Source organism: Deinococcus sp. JMULE3 (genome assembly GCF_013337115.1).
Taxonomy (GTDB): domain Bacteria; phylum Deinococcota; class Deinococci; order Deinococcales; family Deinococcaceae; genus Deinococcus.
This window is the reverse complement of sequence record NZ_SGWE01000004.1, coordinates 1872501-1895061: the sequence shown is the minus strand read 5'-3', so window position 1 is coordinate 1895061 and position 22561 is coordinate 1872501. Positions and strand designations below refer to the sequence as shown.

Sequence of the window (22561 nt, the reverse complement as noted above, 5' to 3'; positions counted from 1 at the left end):
CAAATTCGCTTATTGTTCTTGAAAAATTCACCGAGAATCTACTTTTCAATATATTTCTTTTTATATCTAGAATTGCAGTAATATTCATTGGAGCAAAATTAACATCTTCAAGCGAGGCGAATCTCGCAATTTTCAGCGCCACAGGCTTTATTTCATGGATAATAATGCTGCTCTATATATTAAATATTTGCAAAGCACATTCTAGCAAGCTAACACTATTAATAATCACGTCGATTGCAGCTATCACACTCACCAGCATTGCATCATACTACAACTAAGGAGGCCAAGATGTTTCATATATCAAATAATTCAGGCTTTCAGTGGCACACACTGGGAAATGATTACTTTAAAGGATATTTCTACCATAAAGATGACTTCTATGAAGGACTGGATGCAATATTATTTCTGAGAGACACATTAAATATTAATGATGCAAGACAGGTTATATTAACGCAGCTCAATGGTATGTTTGCATTCAAGATAGATACAGATAATTATTCAATTGTATGTACCGATAAAATAAGAACTTTCCCTATTTTTTACTGTAAAGTCGATGGAAAATACGTTTTTAGGGACGAATTGCTAGCATCAGATATCAGCATAACTATAGACGACCTTGCCAGAAGTGAATTCTTGGCGTCAAGCTACACGTTTAACGATAGGACTTTACTTACCGACTGGCGACAATTAATGCCAGGCCAGACTGCCGTATTAGACAAAAATGATAATCAACTGAGCATCGATTATTACTGGAGACACACTCATCACAGGAATAATCACGATACAGTCAAGATAAAACATGAATTATCAAACATATCGATTCGCGTCTTCCAGAGGCTAATACAGTCATCGAAAGGAAAGCAACTCGCCATTCCTTTAAGTGGTGGCTACGACTCACGCTACATCGTCACAATGCTCAAAATGCTGGGAGCAAAAAACGTAATATGCTACACCTACGGCAGATCAGATAGCTTTGAAGTTAAGATCGCCCAACAAGTAGCTCAGAAAATTGGCTACGATTGTGCATTTGTTGAATATACGCCGGAAAAATGGCGAATGGCTGCCGAATCAGCATCCTTTCATAAGTATATTTCCGAGCACCACTACTTTTCAGCAGTCCCACATATTCAAGACTTTATTGCACTTAAGCATTTGAAAGACAATGATCTCATTGAGAAAGATGCAATAATCGTTCCTGGATTCTGCGGGGATCTCATCGGCGGCAGCTATCTTCCTGCATCATACATAAATTCTGACGGAGAAGAAGCTAGCTACCCGGATATCACCGATTACATAATCCAGAAACATCTCATCAATATTACATCGCCCGATAAAGAATTCCAGAGAGAGCTTATTAAAAATGATGTCCGGTTATTCTTGTCACACCTGATGCCAGTCGGCAGCAATTCGGAAGAATTTATAGAGGCGAACGAGATTTGGTTTACAGAGCACAAGGTTAGCAAATTTGTCGTCAATGCAGTTCGCCTGTTTGAGTACTTTGAATACGAGTACAGACTCCCCCTGTGGGATGACGAGCTGGTTAACTACTGGTATTCAATAAATAACACTCTGAGAATCGATAACAAGCTCTATAACGCCTTTTTATTTGAGTATCTATTTAATAAACAAGAGGTAGGTTTTCTAAAGCCGACCCCAAAATCGAGAGGCAAACTGGGCAAAAAGATATCCAAGATCGTGCCACCGCTTCTTTTAAATACAATGCTTAAAATATACTATAAGATAGATAATACAATAAACCCAAAGGACATAAACAACTTTGGATATTTAGAGCAATATCTGTCCAAAGAATCATCTATTAATCATGGGAGTTACGCCACTGTCAATGGGTATTTAGCGCACTACATACTTCACAATCTCATCGGAGGAAAAAAGTGAAGATCGTTACAGTAATAGGAACGCGACCGCAAATTATAAAATACGCCATTCTATCAAAAGCAATCAGGGAAAGCGGGAAGATTGAATCAATACTGATAGAGACAGGACAGCACTACGACTCAAACATGAACGCCGTGTTCTTTGAAGAATTAGATATTGAACCACCCAAATATTCACTTAACGTGGGATCATCCAATCACGGTCACCAAACAGGCCAGATGCTTTCTGTTATTGAAGAAATACTTATGCACGAAGAACCAGCAGGGGTCATTGTCTTCGGCGACACCAATTCCACCATTGCAGGCGCATTGGCCGCCAGCAAGCTGAATATCCCCGTCTTTCATATCGAATCTGGCTTGAGATCATTTAACCGCCGAATGCCCGAAGAAATCAACAGAGTGTTGACTGATCACATCTCCACGCTTTTATTTTCCCCCACAGAAGAAGCAGTCAGCAATCTTCGCAAAGAGGGCATTGATGGCGCGCTGATCTATAATTATGGCGACGTGATGTATGACGCAGCAGTGCATTACGGAAAACGTCAATCATCGATTCTTGACGACCTGTCCATACAGCACAAGCAATTTATACTGGCGACCATTCATAGAGCCGAAACCACAGACAATCCCACCGTTCTTCAAGATGTTTTCACTTTTCTAAATCGCATTGCCGAATCTGAAAAAGTTGTACTGCCCCTTCATCCAAGAACCAGAAAGAAAATTCAAGAAAGCGGTATCGACAGAATTCTCAATGACAACATACTGTTAATTGATCCAGTTTCCTATATCAACATGGTCAAACTGGAAAGATCCGCACGCGTGATAGTGACAGATTCAGGAGGAGTCCAAAAAGAAGCGTACTTTCACAAAACACCATGCTTGACACTGAGAAGCGAAACCGAATGGAATGAGTTGATTCATCACGGTTGGAATAAACTTGTTAACCCCAATGATATAGAAATAGCCATGAGTGCTTTCAACAATATCACTCCCGGAAATCCGGAGGCTAAGTTATACGGTGGCGGCGATGCATGCACTCTGATCGTCCACCAGATCGAAGAATATCTTAGACATCGGAAAGTATGATATTTCTTTCCATTGCACATGCTTTTGTATGCTTTACGGTTTTAATTATTGCATTCTTTGCAATTAGGAATCAGAAATCTTCCATTCTTTCTTTAACAGTCGTAGGCTTTATCTTATTAGATTCAATAAGCCTATCATATATACCGTACTTTGATCTCAGTAATATCCCATACCTAGATAATCCAGAATTTCTCATTAATGATCTGGATGCCGACAGATACTCCTCGCAAATTTTTTCTCACTGGATTTTTCTCTCAATTTCTTCACTGCTCCTATTTTTTCAGTCGAAATCTACTAATGAACATTATCGTAAAAACATCTCCTTTAGATCCTCAATCGTAATATCTTTATTTGCGCTAGGCCTAATCTCCACAGCAAGATACATGTTTCTTGGTCCAGGTTTGGAAATCTTACTAACAACACAAATTTCTTTTGCTAGCACATCAGATGCAATTGCCTCAAGATCACTTCTTCGTGAAAAAATTGAGAATGGACAAGGCGCCTATCTCGCTTCTCTATCATCAAAAATAATATTTCCACTCTTCGCATCATATATTATATACTCAGGGAATAAATACAAATATGCTTGGTGGGGATTATGCAGCATGCTTTCTCTCGTTTACGCAATTCAAACTCGAGAAAAGGCGCCTGTAGTACTTTCACTACTGTTATACATAGCAATTCTCCTATGGGGCAACCTAACTAAAAGCGGGTTATTGAAATCTGCCCTATCTCAGTACCTCAAAGCTATTTCGATAGCATCAATAGTATTTATAGTTTCGGGAACCGCAATTTATAGCGTAAACTTCGGCCTCACTCCCACTGTCGCAATACAAAGCATTCTTCTGCGCACTCTTGCCGTCCCTGGTGCAACTGAGACTAATTTTTTTGAAGTTTTCCCTAAAGACTTTCGATACCGAGGGCTACACAAGATATTTAAAATGCCACTAACCCCTGGATCAAGCTCTGCTTCAGATACATCCATTTATGAAGTTGCTACCACGGCAACGGGAAGAACTTTCGCAAGCAACGCTTCTATAGTTGCCGTTGCGTGGTCAGGGGCGGGTTATTTCGGGGTTGGTATTATTTCATCGATATTATTTTCCATTCTGTTTTTTATCGATGGTCGGTTCAAAAAATTTGATCCCAACATTCATTCACTTGCTATGTATCTATCAATACCATCTCTATTAGGTTTAACTTCCGGGGGATTTGCAGATTATACAACCTGGGGAGGTATTCTGCTGCCTGCCATAGTTCTTGGAGTTTTGGTAAGCAAAAACAGTGAGGAGGTTAACTAGAATGAAGATCGCCTATTTTCTTCAATTAAATATGCCGCCCAGCAGTGGTGTATTTAAAAAGATAATTTTACAAGCCAAAGAGTGGTCGCAATCGGGAGAAGTTGTTACGCTATTCATTTCATCCAAAATAAAAGAGTATCAGGACATTAATATCGATGGGGTGAATGTAGTCGTCGCTATATATGACGGCAACCTGCCGTCCCCATTAGATGGAAGACTCGCATCAATCAACAGATTGATTAGTGAGGTAAATGTTTTTGCGCCAAATATTGTGTATACCAGACAGGATACATTCTTTATTAATATGCTCCCGCTATACATTAAACACCACGTTGTGACAGAAGTTAACACAGATGATTTAAGTGAGATAAGGCATCCATCATTTTTATTTATGACATATTATAAAATCACTAGATCAATACCTCTTTTGCTCAGCAAGGGGGCTATTTACGTATCGCGCGAAATATCAAGAAAACCATACTATGCTAGGTATAATAGAGAATATCAGATCATAGCAAATGGAATTGACTTAGATAACTATCCACCCTTGTCCATAAATTCTGATGCTAAAAGTTTTGTTTTCATCGGTCACCATGGACAATCGTGGCATGGCCTAGATAAAATAATCAAACTAGCCAAAAGCGTGCCGAACAGGCGATTTCATGTAATAGGAAGCAATACTCCGGACAATCTTGAAAACCTTCCAGAAAACATTAGCTTTCACGGCTATATGACTCAGAAAGAATATCTCCCAATTTTTTCAGACTCGGTGTGCGCAATTGCAAGCCTTGCTATGCATAGAAATAATATGAGCGAAGCCTCTCCCTTAAAGTCAAGAGAATATCTAGCATTTGGACTTCCAATCATAGCCGCATACATTGATACAGATTTTCCAGATGGCGCAGAATTTATCCTGAATCTTGAAAACGTCGAGGATAATATAATGCATAACATTGATGCTATACTAGCTTTTGCTGAGCATTGGGATAATAAGAGGGTGAAGAGATCCGCAGTTGACAAAATAGATAGCAAGGTAAAGGAACAGCAGAGACTCAAATTCTTTAGAGAGTTAATTTAAATGGCTAAAATCACTGTCGGTCTTCCAATCTTTAATGCAGGGAAATACCTGAATGATGCTATTCAGTCCGTAATAAATCAAACATATACAAATTGGCTATTAATTATTATCGATGATGGGTCCACGGACGATTCCCTGAGTATTGCTAGAGGATTTACCGATGACCGGATTAAATAATTTGCGATGGGAGTAATTTAGGGTTGGCAGCGCGCTTAAATCAGATTGCATCTATGTGTAATAGCGAGTTTCTGGCTCGGATGGATGCAGATGATATTATGCATCCAGAAAGACTTGAAAGGCAAATTAAATATCTCACGCTTTATCCTAATACTGATGTTGTTGGATCATCGGCAATAATAATTGATACTCAGAATGATCCCGTGAATCATCGCTCTGCCACTGCTGCCTCTAATGCACTGGATGCAGCTCGGTCAGGATCTTTTATACATCCCACAATATTGGCTCGTGCCTCATGGTTTAAGAATAATCCATACTCCGAGGATATATTGAGAGCAGAGGATTACGATTTATGGCTCAGAACTGCAGATTATTCAATATTCAGAAATATAAGCGAGCCCCTATTGTACTACAGAGAAATAGGCATAAGTCACAAAATAAATACCTGAAAAGCTCAAAGGGCATTAGAAAATCACTCGCAAGAACTCGACTAATTCCACTACGTGCAAAAATTCCGCTAATCTTATCTATATATATTAAAGATCTTATATATTTAGTTGCAGGATTGATTGATAAAGAGGAGTTATTAATAAAACGCAGGGGTGCAAGGCTACAAAATGCAGAAGTGTTGTCACACAAGCAAATCATTTCAAAATCTATAGCAAAATGAAGATCCTCTATCTAGTTACTATTCCTCTAAGCGCAAAGTCATTCCTTTCTAAGCAGCTTGCTTATATGGTGGAATGCGGGCATGAAGTTCATATTGCCACTTCATATTCCGACACAATAAGCTTGGAGGATTTTGCCCGAAGCGAAGGAGTATTCTTTCATTATATCCCATTCAAAGAGAGATATCGCTCCTCTCAGATATTAATTCCCTTATTAGGGCCATGGTTCTCATAAATACTATCAAACCTGACGTGGTCAATAGTGGAACTCCAAAAGCGGGCTTAATTGGAACACTAGCATCACGGATTTTAGGCATCCGCAAAGTGATATATACTCTGCATGGACTAAGACTTCAAACCACCACAGGTGCAAAACGCAGGCTCCTATATCTAATGGAACGCATTGCATGCAGTTCTGCAGACGTAATCGTATGTGTTAGCAAGAGCCTCATGACTGAAGCAATTAATTTGGATCTTGCCCCCGAGAGGAAATTTATAGTTATCAATAACGGCACTGCCAATGGCGTGAATACTACATTATTCCGAAATCCCGCAGATGATCCAAGCACGTTGAAATCCACACTAGGGATACCGGCCGAAACAAAAGTTATTGGCTTTGCCGGGAGGATAACCCGAGATAAAGGCATAGAGGATCTATATCGCGCCTTCAGACTCTTGACTGGCGACTACATTCTCCTCATTATTGGATCTATTGAATCGAACGATCCAATAGATCCAGTTATTCTACAGGAAATCCGATCGCGTCAGGACATCATAATGCCAGGCTTTGTTGATAATATTGCCGATTATTATCACATTATGGATGTACTGGTGTTACCTAGTTACAGAGAAGGATTTGGGATGGTGGCTCTGGAGGCCGCGGCTGCTGGGGTACCAGCGATTGTTTCGGATTCCACGGGAGTGCGCGACGCGGTAATACATCAACACACAGGCTTGGTATTTAAGACGGGTGATTTTGTTCAGCTTTCTCGATCAATGGAAGAAATTTTATCAAATGCTGCGAAAAGGAAAAGGCTCGGAGAACAGGCACAACGACGTGTCGAGACTGAATTTATACCACAGGAAATATGGATTCAGCTAAATCGTATCTATCATAAATAGTTATCTGCACGCTAAATCAGGCATCAGCATGGCACTTAGCCTCTGATGCCTGATTATTTAGAATGCAAATCATTGAATCAATAGCACGACTGGTTATAATTCCGTTGCCAACACGACACACCCTTGTTTTAATATGTGGCTAGGCAAAATCAATCTCTAGAGTATTGCCTGTTGTAGGTGTATCCGTATCCGTATCCGTCCCTCTGCGTGATTTTATTGATAATGGCGCCGATAAGATTGACTTGGTTGCCTTTCATCAGCTGAACTGATTTCTCAAATTCACCTGGGGCTGTGCCGTTGGCTTCCGTCACCAGGACCACACCATTGGTGTGCGGGGCGATGTTGACGGCGTCGGCGACAGAGAGGATGGGGGCACTGTCAAGGATCACGATGTCGAATCCGTGGAACCACTGCTTGATGCGTTGTGAGAACTGAGCGGTGGTCAGCACGCCGGCTTCACGTCGACTGGCCTGACCTGCGGGCAGCAGGTAGATTCCTCCGCCGATGTCGATGGCGCTGGCATGTTCCGGTTTCTGGTAGGCCTGGAGCAGGGTGGTCTGTTGCGCCTGGTGTGCGCCGTGCAGGGCAATCCACGGTCGGCCTGATACGTTCCAGTATTCGTGTTGCGTGGGGCGGTGAACGTCGAGGTCGATGACGAGTACTTTTTTGCCGGATGCGGCGAAGCTGCTGGCGAGTGTGGCGACGACGGTGCTTTTGCCTTCGCCGGGGCGTGAACTGGTGACGACGAAGGCACTGGGTTGCCCGTGTTGTTCCGCCAGTGCGGTGGACAGGTTCACGCGGATGAATCCGGCGGGTTCGTAGAGTTCGCCGGACATGGCGGCGTTGACCATGCTGCTGCGTTGTGAGCGGCGCAGGCGTGGCAACTCGCCGAGGACGCTGACTCCGATTCCGATGATGTCGGCTGCGCTTCGGATTTTGCGGCGGCTGAGTTCCAGGAGGAGTACGGTGGCGGCTGCGCCGATCAGTGCGAGAAGCGTGGCGATGGCCGCGGTGCGGGTGGGTCGGGGGGCGATGGGGCGGAGGGGGGGGTTGGCTTCGGCCAGGAGGCTGAGGTTTCCTTTGGCGCCCTGTTCGAAGGCGGATGCCTGCGCGAGGCTGAGGAGGAGTTGCCCGCGGGCGGACACCAGACTTTCGTATTCGAGTGAGCTGGGTGGTGTGCCTTTCAACTGGGTGTTGATGTTGTCGAGCTGCTGCTGGATGTTCTGTCGGGCGCGGCTGACGCCTGCCTGTGCGCGTTCGAGGTCCCATTTGAGCAGGGCGTCGGTTGCGGCGGTTGCGAGTTCGCTGGCAAGCTGTGGTGTTTCTGCTGTGGCGTTGATGTCGTAGACGCCGCGTTGCAAGGCGTCCAGTCGGGCTCTGACGGTAATGCGGCGGAAGGTGCCGGTGGAGAGTTCCTGCTGCAGGCTGCGTTCAATGGCCTGGCGGGCGGCAGGGTCGATGGATTGCGAGTCGAGGATCTTGCTGATCTGTTCGACGGTGGAGCGACTGTGGATGACTTTTTCGACGGCGCCGGGCGGGAGTTGCGAGGCTGTGATTGAGGCACTGCCGACGAAGGAGTTGCTCGTGTCGGGAACGACGGACATGAGGCTCGTGGAGGCCTGATAGGTGGGGGGCTGGTTGCGCGAGGAGATGTAGACGCTCGGACCGACCAGTAGGGCGGGGAGGAGGACGTGCATCCAGCGGCGCTGCAATATCGTTAGGATATTGCTCGAATTTCCATTCTCTCTGATCTGGGTCGCGCTGCTCATACAGGGTAGAGTCTACACTGCCGTGCGGTGGGTTCGAGGTTCCAGGGGTTAAATTTATTTATTTCATCATGAGGGGGAGCGACATCGGAAACAAGCTTCAGTTCAGAATCAATTTCAGCAAGGTCTTTCTCACCCTACTTCCAATTGTCCCCTTTTTATCTTGGTTGTCACCTTTATTTTTCAGATTGCAGTGGTTAAACAATTATGCACTGCGCATTGTATTCTTTGCCTGCATGATCCCCCTCTTGCCCGCAACGTTATCAGGGATGGGGGCATTAGATTTTGCACTCCTCATACTTAAGCAAATTGGCATATTTTACATGATACTTTTTGGATTCCATCTGAATAATAAGGACATAAAGTACCTAATTCCGGGCATCTGTCTCGCTTCCATAATCGCAATTTTTTATTCCTACTGGCCGGATTTTGGCCTAAGCGAGATGAAGCGCCTTATTCATCCATATTTCACGACAACTACGCTAGGATTCATCGGATCCATAGCAATAATATTATCATTTGAGATAATATCAAGAAATCCAATACCGAGGATCATCCTATTTTTAAGCGGCGCGACACTTTTTACTTTTTCGTATTCTCGTGGCGCTATTCTTATGGCCGCCGTATACGCCGTAGTCAAATTTTCAGTCGTACTTTCTTTGAAGAAAAGCGAGGGGAAATCATATATAGCATATATGCCTCTGGCATTCGGATTAATCGCAATCGGGGTTTCAACGACTACTCCTATCGGAGAGCGACTTCTCTCCTCTTCGCTCTCTGGTCGAGAGTTAATTTGGGATCAAGCAATTTCAAATATAGACAGCTACCGTAATTATGGAAACGGCATAATTGGCTTCGGTCAGTCCATAGCTTCTTTGCACGACTCCTCAGCTTGCACGAATACCAGCAATAAAGAATTCTTCTGCGATTTTTTAGACGGTGGCTTTCATAATGCTTGGCTCATCGCCCATAATGGGATACTTCAGAATTTAGGTGAATCTGGCGTAACAGGTTTATTCAGCATTGTTTTTATCTTTGGCATATTTATTTATGCTGCCGCTAAATCAAGATCGATCGCCGGAATATCGATTATCGGGGGCATGATTTTAGCAGATGCTTTTGACAATACTCTATCCTTCCAGACCTTTTTTATCTCTTCCATTCCGTTGATTTATGGTGGAATGTCAATAAAATCCGCGTTCAGCGATGATACTCAATCACTCCGGGGCAACAGCATGCTTACGGCATTTGTTATATTTGCAATATGGTATGCTCCGCTTGTTCCGCTGCAACTTGATAATCAACATACCTCAGAATTGAGAGTATGGCACAGCAATAGCATCGGAGAATCGAAAATATATTCTATCGTAACAGAAAAAATAAGTCCCACCTCTTATGTACAGGTTGATGCATGCAATAACGAGTTGTGTCGAAGTACCGCCATATACGAGCCACAAAGGGGAAAGAATTACACATCTTTCACGATTGAATCCAGGATTCTGCCTCAGCCGCCGCTAGTTTTAAGACTAAAGATCAGAGATCAAAGCACACCCGCATGGAAAAGCAATCTTTTTTCGGAAGGCAGTTGGGCCATAAATGAATAGTAAGATAAAAACGGGGTTTCTGGTTTTTCTCTCGGCAATTACCGTAGCAGCGATTTACGTCTTGAATAATAGAAGGAACAATCAATCAGCGGTTTATCTGCTCAAATCACTGGATCCCAATATCGCATGCGACACCAGGGCAACTGATTTATATCAACTATCAGTGCCTTCAGGATTAGAAATCACACAGGGCACGGAAGCCGCTCTCTCTGGTCCCCAGGGCGTTCGATATTTCACCTGCAAAGATGGACTCCTCACTGTTTCAATAACCAAGGTCAACAAAGATGGCACTCCCGTTATCGATTCTTTTCTGAAAAATATTCCAGAAGAATCCTACCGCCTCGATCAAGATGAATTAATACTAACGAAAAAACTCAGAGCAGGTGAATCATTTGATTTATGGCTCAGCAATCCATATGTAGAACAGCGGAGAAGGTATATAATTTTCAATTTTTTTAATCTGAATGAATTATGCAGAAATGGCGACGCCATCGCTATCAATGGCGCATGGCTTTCCAATGATCTTTCCGCCGGCGATATAAAAAGCAGCGGCAAGATAATTTTTAAGGGATGCAAAAAGGGCATACTTCTGGGTGAAGTCAGGGGCTTCACATCAGACGGCGAATATCCAATTATGAAAATTGCAAGCGGGTCATCCAATTTAAGCAAATCGACCAGTCGCAGCAGAGAGCCCCTAAGATTAGAAATACTCGCAGATGCATCAGCAGAGATATATATTAGTAATCCACTTCAGTCCACTTCTTCATCAAACTCCGTAAATATCAAGGCAGCATGGGAAAGACAATGAATCAAATTCGACCAGACAAAAGCCTGAAACGCGTTCTTGATGTGGTCCTGGCGGGTGGGGCGCTGCTGCTGCTGGGGCCGTGGCTGCTGCTGCTGGCGGCGGTGGTGCGCTCGCGGCTGGGGTCGCCCGTGCTGTTCTCGCAGGTGCGGCCCGGTCTGGACGGGCGGCCGTTCCTGATGCATAAGTTCCGCAGCATGACCGACGGGCGTGGCCCGGACGGGGCGCTGCTGCCGGACGCGCAGCGGCTGACGGCGTTCGGGCGGTTCCTGCGCGCGTCGAGTCTGGATGAACTGCCGGGCCTGCTGAACGTGCTGTGGGGGGACATGAGTCTGGTGGGGCCGCGCCCGCTGCTGATGGAGTACCTGCCGCTGTACAGCGCGCGGCAGGCGCGGCGGCATGAGGTCCGACCCGGTCTGACGGGGTGGGCGCAGGTGAATGGCCGTAACGCGCTGTCCTGGGAGGAGAAGTTCGAATTGGACGTGTGGTACGTCGAGCACCGTTCGCTGCGGCTGGACCTGCGGATCCTGGCGTTGACGGTGTCGAAGGTGCTGCGCCGGGACGGGATCAGCGCGCCGGGCGAGGCGACCATGGAACGGTTCCGGGGGTCGCCGGATGCCTGAACTGCATGTGATCGGGGCGGGTGGGCACGCGAAGGTGCTGGTGGCGCTGGCCCGCGCGGCGGGTGAGCGGGTGGTGGGCGTCTGGGACGACCGGGGTGAGGGCGAGGTGCTGGGCGCGGCGGTGCTGGGGCGCGTGGAGGACCTGCCGGACCGGGTGGGGGTGCGGGCGGTGGTGGCGGTCGGGTCGAACGCGGCGCGTCTGCGGCTGGCGGGGCTGTTCCGGAATGTCAGCTGGGCGGCGCTGGTTCACCCGGCGGCGTGGGTAGCGCCGGGCGCGCGGCTGGGGCCGGGGTGCGTGGTGATGGCGGGCGCGGTGGTGCAGCCGGACGCGTGTCTGGGCGCGCAGGTGATCGTGAATACGCTGGCGGGCGTGGATCATGACGGGCTGCTGGAGGACGGGGTGCATGTGGCGCCTGGGACGCGACTGGCGGGGAACGTGACGCTGCGCGAGGGGGCGTTTCTGGGTGTGGGGGCGGCGTGCGTGCCGGGCGTGACGGTGGGGGCGTGGGCGACGGTGGGTGCGGGAGCGGTCGTGACGCGGGACGTGCCGCCGGGGGTGACGGTGGTGGGTGTCCCGGCGCGGCTGATACGAAATTAAATTGACTTGCTCTCAACGTGATCGCGTTCCGTTGTCCCCTCTCCCCTTGTGGGAGAGGGAGGGAGGAGCGGAGCGACGGAAGGGTGAGGGGGCCACCGGGTGACCCCGTCTGGCTTGGAATCAATTTGGGCGCGGCTGATCGGTTCCTGAGAGATCGGTGAAATCCGTCTGGGGAGGCGGCTGAGGGCGTGCCTGGGCAGGCGGTATGCTGCTGGGTATGACGCAGGTGCCTTCAGCGCCCGCACGGGTGACTCTGCCCGGCTGGCCCGTGTTCGAACAGGATGAGATTCAGGCGGTGACGGAGGTCATGCAGTCGGGCCGCGTGAACTACTGGATACGTGTGGGCGCGGGTCCGCACGACCGCCCCGACGGGGGTCGAGATGGAGGCCCTGACGGCGGTGACGGTCGCGGCGCTGAACGTGTACGACATGCTCAAGGCGGCCAGCAAGGCCATCGAGGTGACCGGCGTGCGCCTGCTGGGCAAGAGTGGCGGCAAGAGCGGCGACTACGCGGCGCCCCCCTCTTCGGGTGGTGTGGTGGCGCCGGGAACTTCCGGCGAAGGTTGAACGTAGAAGGACCGTATGGGCGTGGAGACTCTTCGATCGGGGGATGGACGGGCGTGGCTGGAGCTGCTGCACCGCGAGGCGGACGGTGACCTGACCCCCGCCGACACGGCACTGCTGCGCGCCCTTCCGCCGGAGGTGCAGGCGCAGCGTGCGCGGCTGGAGCGCGTGGCGCCTGCGCTGCGGGCCGTGCCGGGACTGCCGCGCAGCGTGGCGGCGGACGTCGCGCGTGAGGTGCGGCTGTCGGCGCGGCTGGTCTCCCCTCCCCTGCCCCGGTCCCTGGCATCTCAGGTGGCGGCAGAGGTGACCCTGTCCGCGAGGATGGCTGACGTGCCCGCCCTGCCCCGCAGTGTGGCGGCGGCGGTCGCGCGGGACGTGCGGCTGGAACAGGCCCTGACCCGCACGCCCGCGATGCCCGGCAGCGTGGCGGCCAGCGTGGCCCGTGACGTCCGGCTGGGCGCGCAACTGGCGACCCCGCCGCTGCCGCGCTCGGTGGCCGCCAGCGTCGTGCAGGACCTGCGACTGGACCGCACGCTGGGGGCGCCGGTCCCCGCGCGGCCGGGGAGTGTCGCGGCTGCCGTCGCGCAGCAGGTGCGCCTCACCCCGCCAGAGCAGTTGTCGCCCGCTCCGGCCGCTGCCGCCGCGTTGATCGGGAACCGGCCGCGCAACCCGGCGCCGCTGATCATGGTGGTGTCGCTGCTCCTGGCGCTGACGTTGCTGGCCGTGTCGACCGCGTGGCCGAACCTCGCGGCGGGCGCGCTGGTGCTGCAGACGCTGCTGGCGCAGGTGTCGCCGCTGGCCGGTGTGGGGCTGCTACTGCTGCTCATCACGAGCGCCGCCGTGACGTGGCGGCCCGCACCCGCTGCGCAGCGCTTCGGGGGGCTGGCGTTCGCGGTGAGTGCCGCGCTGACACTCCCGGCGCTGTACGGGGTGGTCACGCACGGCACGGTCAGTTTCGGGCAGGACGTGGTCGTGCACGGCCCCGTGAAGGGCAACGTGCTCGCGGCGGGCGGGAATATCGTGCTGGCCCCGGACGCCCGCGTGGAGGGCGAGGTCGTGACCCTGCTGGGCGACATTCGCCGCGAGGCCGGTGCGCAGGTGGGCGGGTCCGTCACAGCCCTGCTGGGGCAGGTGCCCGGTGACAGCGCCGCCCGCGAGATCCAGGCCCCGAGCGGGCTGGGCGCCGTGACGGCCGCCGCGTTCCGCCCGGTGCTGGGCTGGCTGGGCGGCGCGGCGTGGCCGCAGGTGTTCGTGGGCCTGACCGGCGGGGCGCTGCTGCTGCTGTTCGTGTCGGGTCTGGCGCCACTGCTGGCGCGGCGACAGCGGCACGCGCCGGTACGGACGCTGGCGCTGGGCGTGCTGTCGCTGGCGGCGCTGCTCGGCCCGGCAGGTGGACTGGCGCTGGCGGGCCTGCTCGGCCCGGCGCTGCTCGCGGCGGCGCTGGCGGTGCTGCTGATCGCGGTGGGCCTGAGCGTCAGCGCGTACGATGCGGGGCGCGCACTGGCGTACCGCGCGGGGCTGCCCGTCCCGGACGCGGTGGGGGCCATGGTGGGCCTGAGTGCCGTGGCCGCCAGCCTGAGCGTGCCTCCAGTGGCGTTCGCGCTGGCGGTGGTGGGCGGCACCTGGGGTGCGGGCACGCTACTCCTGAGCCGCGCGGGCAGCCCGGCTGAAGTCGGGGAACCGCAGGCGGCCTGAGCGGACCAGCCGATACGGGATGAAATTGACTTGCTTGCAACGTGATCGCGTTCCATTGTCCCCTCTCCCCTGGTGGGACTCGGAGAGCTGCGGAGCAGAGAGGGAGGGACTCGCAGAGCTGCGCAGCTGAGGAGCGAAGCGACGGAAGGGTGATACGGACTCCGGTTGAAAGGTTTGCAAAAACGTTCAACCCGAGCGGAGCGAGCAGGAGAAAAACGGGTTCCGGGCGTGGAGTTGACAGATCGGTGGTCTTCCGATCTGTCAACGAAACAGACGGAATCCGTATGAGGGGGCCACCGGGTGACCCTGTCTGGACTGGAATCAATGGAGTCCCGTAGGCCTGGACCACAAGAAGCCCCCACCCGTGCAGGTGGGGGTTTATTGGCACTGAACGTCAGTTCAGGATGCGTTTGAGGTGCAGGTAGATCTCGTACCAGTCCTGCTTGTCGCGGGGCCGTTTGCCGCGCAGTTCGATGCGGGACAGGGTGCGGACCCAGTCGGGCGTGATCTGCGGCCCCAGGGTGGGGTCGGCGACCAGGTCGGCGAGGCCCTTGGGCAGCGCGCCCTCGGTGGACGCCCCGTAGAACTCGACCCCTTCGAGCAGGTCGTGAACGGTGATCGCGTACGCGCCGGCCAGGGTCTGGAGGGTTTCCAGGCTGGGGTTGGTGCGGCCGCGTTCGAGGTCGCTGAGGTACGGGACGCTGATCCCGGCGGTCTCGGCGACGTCCTTGAGCCGCAGCCCGCGTTCGCTGCGCAGTTCGCGGAGTCTTTCGTGCAGTTTCATGTTTCACCTCCTCGGCTGCGGCGTGGCCTCATGCCTGGACCGGCCCGCTGGGGGCTGGGGGGCGCGTGCCGCCTGGGGCTCATTCGTGCTGCCGCAGGGTTTGCCTGTGGGCAGAATACGGGAGCCTTGGTTGGAGTGTAACACCACCCCCCGCTACGGTCAAGACAGAATAAGGATTAACCCTTCTTGCCCTTCACGATCCCCTCTGCTAAGATCGTAATCACAAGAAGGATTCGCCCACAGCAGAATTTCACCCTGCTCGCCTCGCCGCCCCGTCCGGGCGGGAAGGAGTCCCCCCATGCGCGCCCTGGACACCATCGCTGAAAGCATCCGCGTCGGCTACGCCCACCCCACCACCCTCCTGAACACCCTGATCGAGGTCGAGAACGAGGGTGGCCTGGGCGCCGTCCGCCGCGTCGAACGCCAGCTGAACCTCAGCGTCCAGGCGCTGCGCGACCGCCAGCACCCCCACAGTGACCTCGCGCAGACGTGGCTGAACTCCGCCCGCGCGTACCTCGTCACGAACGCCCAGCGCCGCCAGGCCGTCTGACCGACAAGACCACGAAGGGCGCCCCGACCAGCTGACGGTCGGGGCGCCCTCTTTTCCCCTCAGCTCAGGTTGTAGATCTCGCCGTACTTGCGCGTCAGGTACGCCACGTAAGGATCGGCACTCAGGGGCCGCCCGGTGGCCTGCACGGTCAGCTCGGCCGGGCTCAGGCTGCGGCCGTGCTGGTGGACCTGCTCGACCAGCCACGCGCGCAGCGGGCCGTACTCGGCGCGGTCGATGCCCGCCGCGACCCCGGCGTCCTGGCGGGCGGCCTCCAGCAGCTGCACGCTCAGGAGGTTCCCCAGCGTGTACGTCGGGAAGTACCCGATCAAGCCCGCCGACCAGTGGATGTCCTGCAGCACGCCCGACGCGTCGTCCGGCGGCGTGAGGCCCAGGTACGCCTGCATCTTCGCGTTCCACGCCTCGGGCAGGTCGCGGACACTCAGGCTGCCCTCCAGCAGCGCGAGTTCCAGTTCGAAGCGCAGCATCACGTGGAAGTTGTAGGTGACCTCGTCGGCCTCCACGCGGATCAGGCTGGGCTGCACGCGGTTCACCGCGCGGTACAGCGCCGCCGCGTCCAGGCCCGCCGTGACCTGCGGCGCGGCCTCCTGCAACTGCGGGAAGTAGCGCTGCCAGAACGGCAGGCTGCGGCCCAGCAGGTTCTCGAACATCCGCGACTGGCTCTCGTGCACGCCCAGGCTCGCCCCGGCGGACACCGGGGTGCGTTCCCAGCGTTCGTGCACGCCGCGTTCGTACATGGCGTGCCCGGTCTCGTGCCAGGTGCCGAACAGGCACGCGGGCCAGTACTCCTCGACGCGGGTCGTGATGCGGATGTCGCTGCGGCTGAAGTTCGACTGGAACGGGTGCGCGCTCTCGTCCTGCCGGGCGAAGTCGCCGGTCAGGCCGAAGGCCTCGCCCGCCACGCGCCACGCGAACGCCTTCTGCGCGTCGGCGGGGAAGGGGCGGGTCAGGACGCGGTAGTCGGCGGCGTCCCCGGCGGCACGGATCCGCTCCAGCAGGGGCAGCGTGCGGTCCCGCAGATCCGCGAACACATCTTTCACCTGCGCGGCGCGCATGCCGGGCTCGTAGTCGTCGATCAGGGCGTCGTAGGGGTGATCCTCGAAGCCCATCAGGTCCGCCTGACGGCGCGCGAGGTCCATCATGCGTTCCAGGTACGGCGCAAAGCTGGCGAAGTCGCTGTGCTCGCGGGCGTGCACCCAGGCGTGGTGCGCCTCGTTCTGCGCGCGGGTGCGTTCCTCCACGAACGATGTGGGGAGGCGCGTGGCCTTCGCGTAGTCGCGCCGCGCGACCCGCACGACCGCTGCCTGCGTGTCGCCGTCGGGCAGCGCGCCGTCCAGCAGCGCGCCGGTCTCGGGCGCGGTGAACAGTTCGTGCGAGAGGCCCGCCAGGGTCGCAAGTTGCAGGCCGCGCACGCGGGCCGCCTCGGGCGGCATGAAGGTCTCCTGCTCCCAGGACAGCAGGCTCGCGGCGGCGCCCAGGTCGCTCACCTGACCCAGGCGGCGGCTCAGTTCATCGAAGGTGGTCATCACCCCCCAGGGTAGCGCGCCGTGACACCCGGTCCAGCGGGAATGCGGTCACTGCCAGCGCTCGCGGTCCTCGCTGGCCTCACCGAGCAGCAGGGGGCGCACCTCGCCCAGCAGGTACAGGCTGCCGCACACCAGGGCCTGCGGGGCGCGCCGGGCCGCCAGGGCCTCCAGCGCCACCTCTGGGGTGTCCGTGACGGTCAGCGGCACCTCCGGGAAGAGGGGCGCGAGGCTGGCCGGGTCCGCCGCACGGGGACTCAGCGCGGCCCGCGTGAGGATCACCTCTGAGGCCAGAGGCCGCAGGGCCGCCGCGACCCCCGCGAGGTCCTTGTCGCCCGCCGCGCCGAACACCAGCGGCAGGCGGTCCACACCCAGGTCCCGCAGGGCCGCCGCGACCGCCTGCGCGCCGTCCGGGTTGTGCGCGCCATCCAGCAGCACCCGCGTGCCACGCCACGGGATGACCTCCAGGCGGCCCGGCCACTGCGTCGCCTGCGCGCCCGCCTGCACCGAGTCGGGGCTCAGGCCCAGGCGTAGGGCGGCCAGCGCCGCCAGTCCCGCGTTCGCCGCGCCGTGCGTCCCCAGCAGCGGGGTGCGCAGCGTGACCATCCCCACCGGGCTGTCCACCGTGACGTCCGAGCCGTCCCAGCCGCGCCCCTGCACGCTCAGGTGCGCCTCCTCGCCCAGCGCCCACAGGTCCGCGCCCTCCGCGCGCAGGATGGGCCGGAGATCCGCCGCCACGCCCGTCACCGCCGGACGCCCCGCGCGCAGGATGCCCGCCTTCTCCCGCGCGATCGCCTCGCACGTGTCACCCAGCACCTCGGTGTGGTCCAGGCCCACGTTCGTCAGGACGCTCAGGACCGGGTCGAGGGCGTTCGTGGCGTCCAGCCGACCTCCCAGCCCCACCTCCATCACGGCGACCTCCACGCCCGTCCGGCGGAACAGCTCTGCGCCCAGCGCCGTGATGACCTCGAAGAACGACGCGCCCACCTCCTCCGCGTGCGGGCGCAGCTCCGCGAGGGCCACCGCGACCTCCGCCTCGGGGAGTTCCGCGCCGTCCACCACGAACCGCTCGGTGAAGCGCGTCAGGTGCGGACTGGTGAACAGCCCCGCCCGCACGCCCCCGGCGCGCAGCATGGCCGCCAGGGACGCCGCCGTGGACCCCTTGCCGTTCGTGCCGCCCACCAGCACCGTCCGGAAGGCCCGCTGCGGGTCACCCAGCCGCGACAGCAGCGCCTCGACCCGCCCCAGGCCGGGGTGCATCCCGAAACGCTGCCGCGCGAACACCCACGCCAGATCACCAGAAGGGCCACCAGACTCAGTCATCCGCCCAGCATAGGGCGACGGAACGCCAGAGGCCCGCCCCCCGTGCAGGAAGCGGGCCACCGGTTCAACGGGCGTCAGCCCTGCGGCGCGAAGTACCCTTCCAGGGTCGGCACGATCTGCTTCTTGCGGCTGATCCGCCCGCCCAGGTCCGCCACCTGACCGTCCACCTCGGCGCCGAAGGCCTCTCGCAGCACCTTCTCCTCGGTGGCACTCAGGACCAGCGTGCGGTTCGTCTCGTTCAGGATGTCCACGACGCTCAGCAGCACGCCGCTCAGGCCGTCCTGCGCCTTGGCCTGGTCCATCGCGGCGAGCAGTTCCGCCTGACGCCCGAACACGTAGCCGGGGTTGGTGGTCTCGATCACGCCGATGCCCCAGCTGTGCGGCGCGATCACGTCACCGAACGGGAACACCTTGTAGTCCATGCGCAGCAGCGTGTCCGCCGGGGTGTCCCCCAGGTCGCTCTTCGCGGCGAACATCGCCAGTGCGTACGCCTCCACATCCTCGATACCCGCCGCGGGGGCCAGGAACGCCACGGCGTCGCGGTCCTCCTGCGTGGTGGTCGGGCTGCGGAAGTGCAGCGTGTCACTCAGGATCGCGCTGAGCATCAACCGGGCATCCAGCGCCTCCACGTCCAGGCCCGCCTCGCGGTGCAGTTTCAGCAGGATCGTCCCGGTGCAGCCCACCGGCTCGAAGCGCAGGTAGGGCGGCTGCGCGGTCGTCAGGTCCCCCAGCTTGTGGTGATCCACGACCCGCGTCACGTTCAGCTCGGCGAGGTTCGGGGTGGACTGGGCGCTCTCGTTGTGATCCACGAGGGCCACGGGCGCCCCGGCGGGCAGTTCAGGTAGCAGGGCCGGAGCTTCAATCCCCGCCTGTTCAAGCACGAACGCCGTCTCGAAGTTCAGGTCGCCCAGGCGGTACGCGGTCGCGTCCACGCCCTGGCGGGTCAGGAGCCGCGCGTACACCAGCGCGGCCGTGATGGCATCGGTATCGGGGTTCAGGTGACCAAACACAGCAATCATGCGGCGATTCTACCGATTTGGCATTCCGGAAACGGCGACCTGCCCGCACAGCCCCAAAAGAAAACCCCCCGCACGGGGCGGGGAGTTCATTCAGCCGGTGAACTTTAGAAGTTGACCTTGTAGCTGATCTTGAAGACGGAGCCCTTGGCGCTCTGGGCGGGCTGGGCGGGGGTGGTGCCGCTGGCGGCCAGGGCGCTGAGGCCCAGGTTGCCGTAGCCGTAGCCGAAGCTCAGGTCGTAGTAGTTGGCTTCCACGTACAGCAGGTCCTGGCTGACGGTGCGGCCAAGGTTGTTCTGATCCTGGAAGTAACCAGTGTCCGTGCCGACCGTGCTGACGTAGCCACGGTTGGTGCCCTGGTAACCGGCGTAGTACACGGCCAGTTTGGTGTTGGGGAGCAGGAACTCGTTCAGCTTGGCGCCCACCAGGTACTTCATGGCGGTGGCGGTGTAGTCGTTCGCGGTGCCTTCGAAGTCGTGCTTGTTGGTCATGTACCCGAACTGACCTTCGAAGCTGGGCTTGAAGATGGTGTTCAGCTGATCGGTCACGACCTTCACGCCGAAGGCGGCGAAGGTTCCGTTACCGACTTCGTCAGTCAGGTCTTCTTCAGCGTACGTATCGGTCGCGAAGGCACCCCGGAGGCTGACGTTGGCGATACCGATCTTGTTGCTGTACAGCGCTTCGCCGTACACGCGTCTGTTTACCGACTTCGTCAGTCAGGTCTTCTTCAGCGTACGTATCGGTCGCGAAGGCACCCCGGAGGCTGACGTTGGCGATACCGATCTTGTTGCTGTACAGCGCTTCGCCGTACACGAAGTTGTTGCTGTAGCTTTCGGTTTCCATGCTGTAGCGCGCGCTGTAGCCGAGACGCAGGTCGAGGTTCTTGACCAGAGCGTTGGCCGCCTTGCCGCTGTGCATCACTTCGACGCCATACTCGCTGAAGCAGGCCGGGCCGCTCAGGTCGCCCAGAGCGAAGGTCAGGGCGCCGCCCACGCCGTCGCTGTCACGGCCGGTCAGACCGGGGGTCATGTCGCCGCAGCCCTCCTGGTCCTTCAGGTCGTTGGTGGCCAGGTCGAAGTAGCTGTTGTACTTGCCCTTGGCGAACAGGGTGTTACCGTCTTCATCGATGACATCGGCAGTCACGCGCACACCGTTGAGGGTGACGTCGCGGTAGAACGCGCCGATGCTGAAGCCCAGGCCGGGGGTGATGTCGCCGCGCACGTTGTAGCGCACACCGGCAAGATCCAGGGGGCTGCTGAGGTACTCGTAGTAGCCGCCGCGCACGGTGACCAGGTTGAACACGTTCAGCTTGGCAGTCACGCCACGGTCCACGATGGCGCTGGGCTCAGTGGCGGTGTCCAGGGGGCTCTCGCCGTAGGCGACGGTGTTGTCCCAGTAACCGGCGAGGGACACGGGGCCGACGGTGGTGCCGACCTTGACACCGAAACCGGTCTGGTTGGCGGCGTAGGGAGCAGTGCTGCCGTTGGTACCGTCTTTGGGGTTGGCTTCCATGATGCCCGCGACCTTGTCGTAGCCGGCGCTGATGGTGCGGTAGTTCAGGGTGTACACCTTGACCGGGCCCAGGGTACCGCTGGTCTTGGCGTAGAAGGCCTGTTCTTCGCGCGTCGCGTTGGTGGTGGCCAGCGTGATGGCTTCGACGGTCGTGGTGACGACGGTGCTCTTGGCATACTCGCTGTCCAGCTGCCAGCCAGCCACGGTGCCGTGCAGGTCAGCGCCGAAGGTGGTCACGTCGTTCGTGAAGCTGTTGGTGACGCCCACGTAGGCAGGGGTCGTACCGGCGGCCGCACGGTCGGACGCCAGGTAACGGGCGGTCGCCAGTGCGGAGGCGTCGGCGCCTTCCTGCAGGTAGTGGATGCCGGCCGTCAGGCTACCAACCGGGGTGATGGTGGCGCGGACGCCACGGTAGTACAGGCCGTCGCCGTTCGCGCCGCCCTTGCTGCCGTACACGGCCTTGATGGTGGGCTTCAGGCTGCCGATCAGGGGCAGGTTGCTGCCGTCCACATCGACGATGTAGCCGTCGCCGCGGCCGGTCTTGTCGTTGTCGCCAATGTAGTCAGCGAACTTGAACTTCAGGGCCTTGCCGAAGCGGACCGTCACGGGAGCATTACCGACCGTGAACTCGGCGGTGGCGTTGTTGAAGTAGAAGAACAGGGGGCTGTAGGTGATGCCCGTGTCGCCGTCCGTAATGTTGGGGTAGTTGGGGTTGCCCTGGGCGTCGTTGAAGCCAGCGTCAGCGGAGGTGACACTGCTGGGCAGGCCTGCACGGATGCCAAAGCTCACATCAACCTTGTTGATGGTCAGGCCGCCGGGGCCAGGAACGTAGGCGCCGCTCACGCCGCTCTTGA

General features: G+C 56.3%; 20 protein-coding genes and 1 pseudogene (1 of these 21 running past the window's edge). 14 read left to right on the top strand and 7 right to left on the bottom strand.

Going from position 1 to position 22561, the window contains the following annotated elements; all coding sequences use genetic code 11:
* Positions 1-288 precede the first annotated feature (288 nt).
* The 7 genes from EXW95_RS12080 to EXW95_RS21370 all read left to right on the top strand — a co-directional run bounded on the left by EXW95_RS12080 (position 289) and on the right by EXW95_RS21370 (position 7327).
* Positions 289-1896 carry an asparagine synthase-related protein gene (locus EXW95_RS12080; protein ID WP_174367649.1) on the top strand — a complete coding sequence of 536 codons (1608 nt, stop codon included), beginning with the start codon at positions 289-291 and terminating at the stop codon, positions 1894-1896.
* Complete coding sequence (gene wecB / locus EXW95_RS12075; protein WP_174367648.1) at positions 1893-2981, top strand: non-hydrolyzing UDP-N-acetylglucosamine 2-epimerase; 1089 nt, start codon at positions 1893-1895, stop codon at positions 2979-2981. The genes EXW95_RS12080 and wecB overlap by 4 nt, the downstream gene beginning before the upstream one ends.
* Positions 2978-4282 carry a hypothetical protein gene (locus EXW95_RS12070; RefSeq protein ID WP_174367647.1) on the top strand — a complete coding sequence of 435 codons (1305 nt, stop codon included), beginning with the start codon at positions 2978-2980 and terminating at the stop codon, positions 4280-4282. Before wecB ends, EXW95_RS12070 begins: the two co-directional genes overlap by 4 nt.
* Position 4283: 1 nt before the next feature.
* A complete protein-coding gene (locus EXW95_RS12065) occupies positions 4284-5360 on the top strand; it encodes a glycosyltransferase (RefSeq protein WP_174367646.1) in 1077 nt (358 codons plus the stop codon).
* A complete protein-coding gene (locus EXW95_RS21375; RefSeq protein WP_174367645.1) occupies positions 5361-5537 on the top strand; it encodes a glycosyltransferase family A protein in 177 nt (58 codons plus the stop codon). It abuts the gene before it with no gap.
* Between the two features lie 23 nt (positions 5538-5560).
* Positions 5561-5986: a glycosyltransferase gene (locus tag EXW95_RS12055; RefSeq protein WP_256435012.1), complete on the top strand. Its 426-nt coding sequence runs from the start codon at positions 5561-5563 to the stop codon at positions 5984-5986.
* 324 nt (positions 5987-6310) lie between these two features.
* Entirely contained in the window at positions 6311-7327 is a 1017-nt protein-coding gene (locus tag EXW95_RS21370) for a glycosyltransferase family 4 protein (protein WP_371810181.1), read from the top strand.
* 149 nt (positions 7328-7476) lie between these two features.
* On the opposite strand, the gene EXW95_RS12045 is transcribed toward EXW95_RS21370, so the two are convergent.
* Positions 7477-9096: a polysaccharide biosynthesis tyrosine autokinase gene (locus EXW95_RS12045; protein WP_174367642.1), complete on the bottom strand. Its 1620-nt coding sequence runs from the start codon at positions 9094-9096 to the stop codon at positions 7477-7479.
* Positions 9097-9329: 233 nt separating this feature from the next.
* Here EXW95_RS12045 and EXW95_RS12040 point away from each other — a divergent pair, with 233 nt between their 5' ends.
* From EXW95_RS12040 to EXW95_RS12015, 6 genes and pseudogenes are all read left to right on the top strand, one after another.
* Entirely contained in the window at positions 9330-10697 is a 1368-nt protein-coding gene (locus tag EXW95_RS12040; RefSeq protein ID WP_174367641.1) for an O-antigen ligase, read from the top strand.
* Positions 10690-11505 (top strand): hypothetical protein, encoded by an 816-nt coding sequence (locus tag EXW95_RS12035; protein WP_174367640.1) that lies wholly within the window; start codon positions 10690-10692, stop codon positions 11503-11505. Before EXW95_RS12040 ends, EXW95_RS12035 begins: the two co-directional genes overlap by 8 nt.
* A complete protein-coding gene (locus EXW95_RS12030) occupies positions 11490-12125 on the top strand; it encodes a sugar transferase (RefSeq protein ID WP_254605602.1) in 636 nt (211 codons plus the stop codon). The genes EXW95_RS12035 and EXW95_RS12030 overlap by 16 nt, the downstream gene beginning before the upstream one ends.
* Positions 12118-12723 (top strand): NeuD/PglB/VioB family sugar acetyltransferase, encoded by a 606-nt coding sequence (locus EXW95_RS12025; protein ID WP_174367639.1) that lies wholly within the window; start codon positions 12118-12120, stop codon positions 12721-12723. The genes EXW95_RS12030 and EXW95_RS12025 overlap by 8 nt, the downstream gene beginning before the upstream one ends.
* 344 nt (positions 12724-13067) lie before the next feature.
* Positions 13068-13289 (top strand): annotated as a pseudogene (locus EXW95_RS12020) (cyclic pyranopterin monophosphate synthase MoaC); the annotation flags it as partial.
* 15 nt (positions 13290-13304) lie between these two features.
* A complete protein-coding gene (locus tag EXW95_RS12015) occupies positions 13305-14981 on the top strand; it encodes a polymer-forming cytoskeletal protein (RefSeq protein WP_174367638.1) in 1677 nt (558 codons plus the stop codon).
* Positions 14982-15375: 394 nt separating this feature from the next.
* On the opposite strand, the gene EXW95_RS12010 is transcribed toward EXW95_RS12015, so the two are convergent.
* Positions 15376-15765: a helix-turn-helix domain-containing protein gene (locus tag EXW95_RS12010; RefSeq protein ID WP_046843586.1), complete on the bottom strand. Its 390-nt coding sequence runs from the start codon at positions 15763-15765 to the stop codon at positions 15376-15378.
* A 298-nt stretch (positions 15766-16063) separates the two neighbouring features.
* On the opposite strand from EXW95_RS12010, the gene EXW95_RS12005 reads away from it, so the two are divergent.
* Positions 16064-16315 carry a hypothetical protein gene (locus EXW95_RS12005; protein WP_174367637.1) on the top strand — a complete coding sequence of 84 codons (252 nt, stop codon included), beginning with the start codon at positions 16064-16066 and terminating at the stop codon, positions 16313-16315.
* Between the two features lie 59 nt (positions 16316-16374).
* On the opposite strand, the gene EXW95_RS12000 is transcribed toward EXW95_RS12005, so the two are convergent.
* From EXW95_RS12000 to EXW95_RS20670, 5 genes are all read right to left on the bottom strand, one after another.
* The gene (locus EXW95_RS12000) at positions 16375-17859 is read right to left on the bottom strand and encodes a carboxypeptidase M32 (protein WP_174367636.1); all 1485 of its coding nucleotides are present in this window, start codon (positions 17857-17859) and stop codon (positions 16375-16377) included.
* 48 nt (positions 17860-17907) lie between these two features.
* Entirely contained in the window at positions 17908-19179 is a 1272-nt protein-coding gene (locus EXW95_RS11995) for a folylpolyglutamate synthase/dihydrofolate synthase family protein (RefSeq protein WP_254605600.1), read from the bottom strand.
* Positions 19180-19253: 74 nt separating this feature from the next.
* Entirely contained in the window at positions 19254-20198 is a 945-nt protein-coding gene (locus tag EXW95_RS11990; protein ID WP_174367635.1) for a manganese-dependent inorganic pyrophosphatase, read from the bottom strand.
* A gap of 104 nt (positions 20199-20302) precedes the next feature.
* Positions 20303-20887, bottom strand: a complete 585-nt coding sequence (locus EXW95_RS11985) for a hypothetical protein (protein ID WP_174367634.1) — start codon at positions 20885-20887, stop codon at positions 20303-20305.
* Positions 20802-22561 carry the 3' portion of an S-layer homology domain-containing protein gene (locus EXW95_RS20670; RefSeq protein ID WP_254605599.1) on the bottom strand. It continues 1060 nt past the right edge of the window, so only the last 1760 of its 2820 coding nucleotides appear in the window; its start codon lies beyond the right edge, outside the window; it ends in the stop codon at positions 20802-20804. Before EXW95_RS20670 ends, EXW95_RS11985 begins: the two co-directional genes overlap by 86 nt.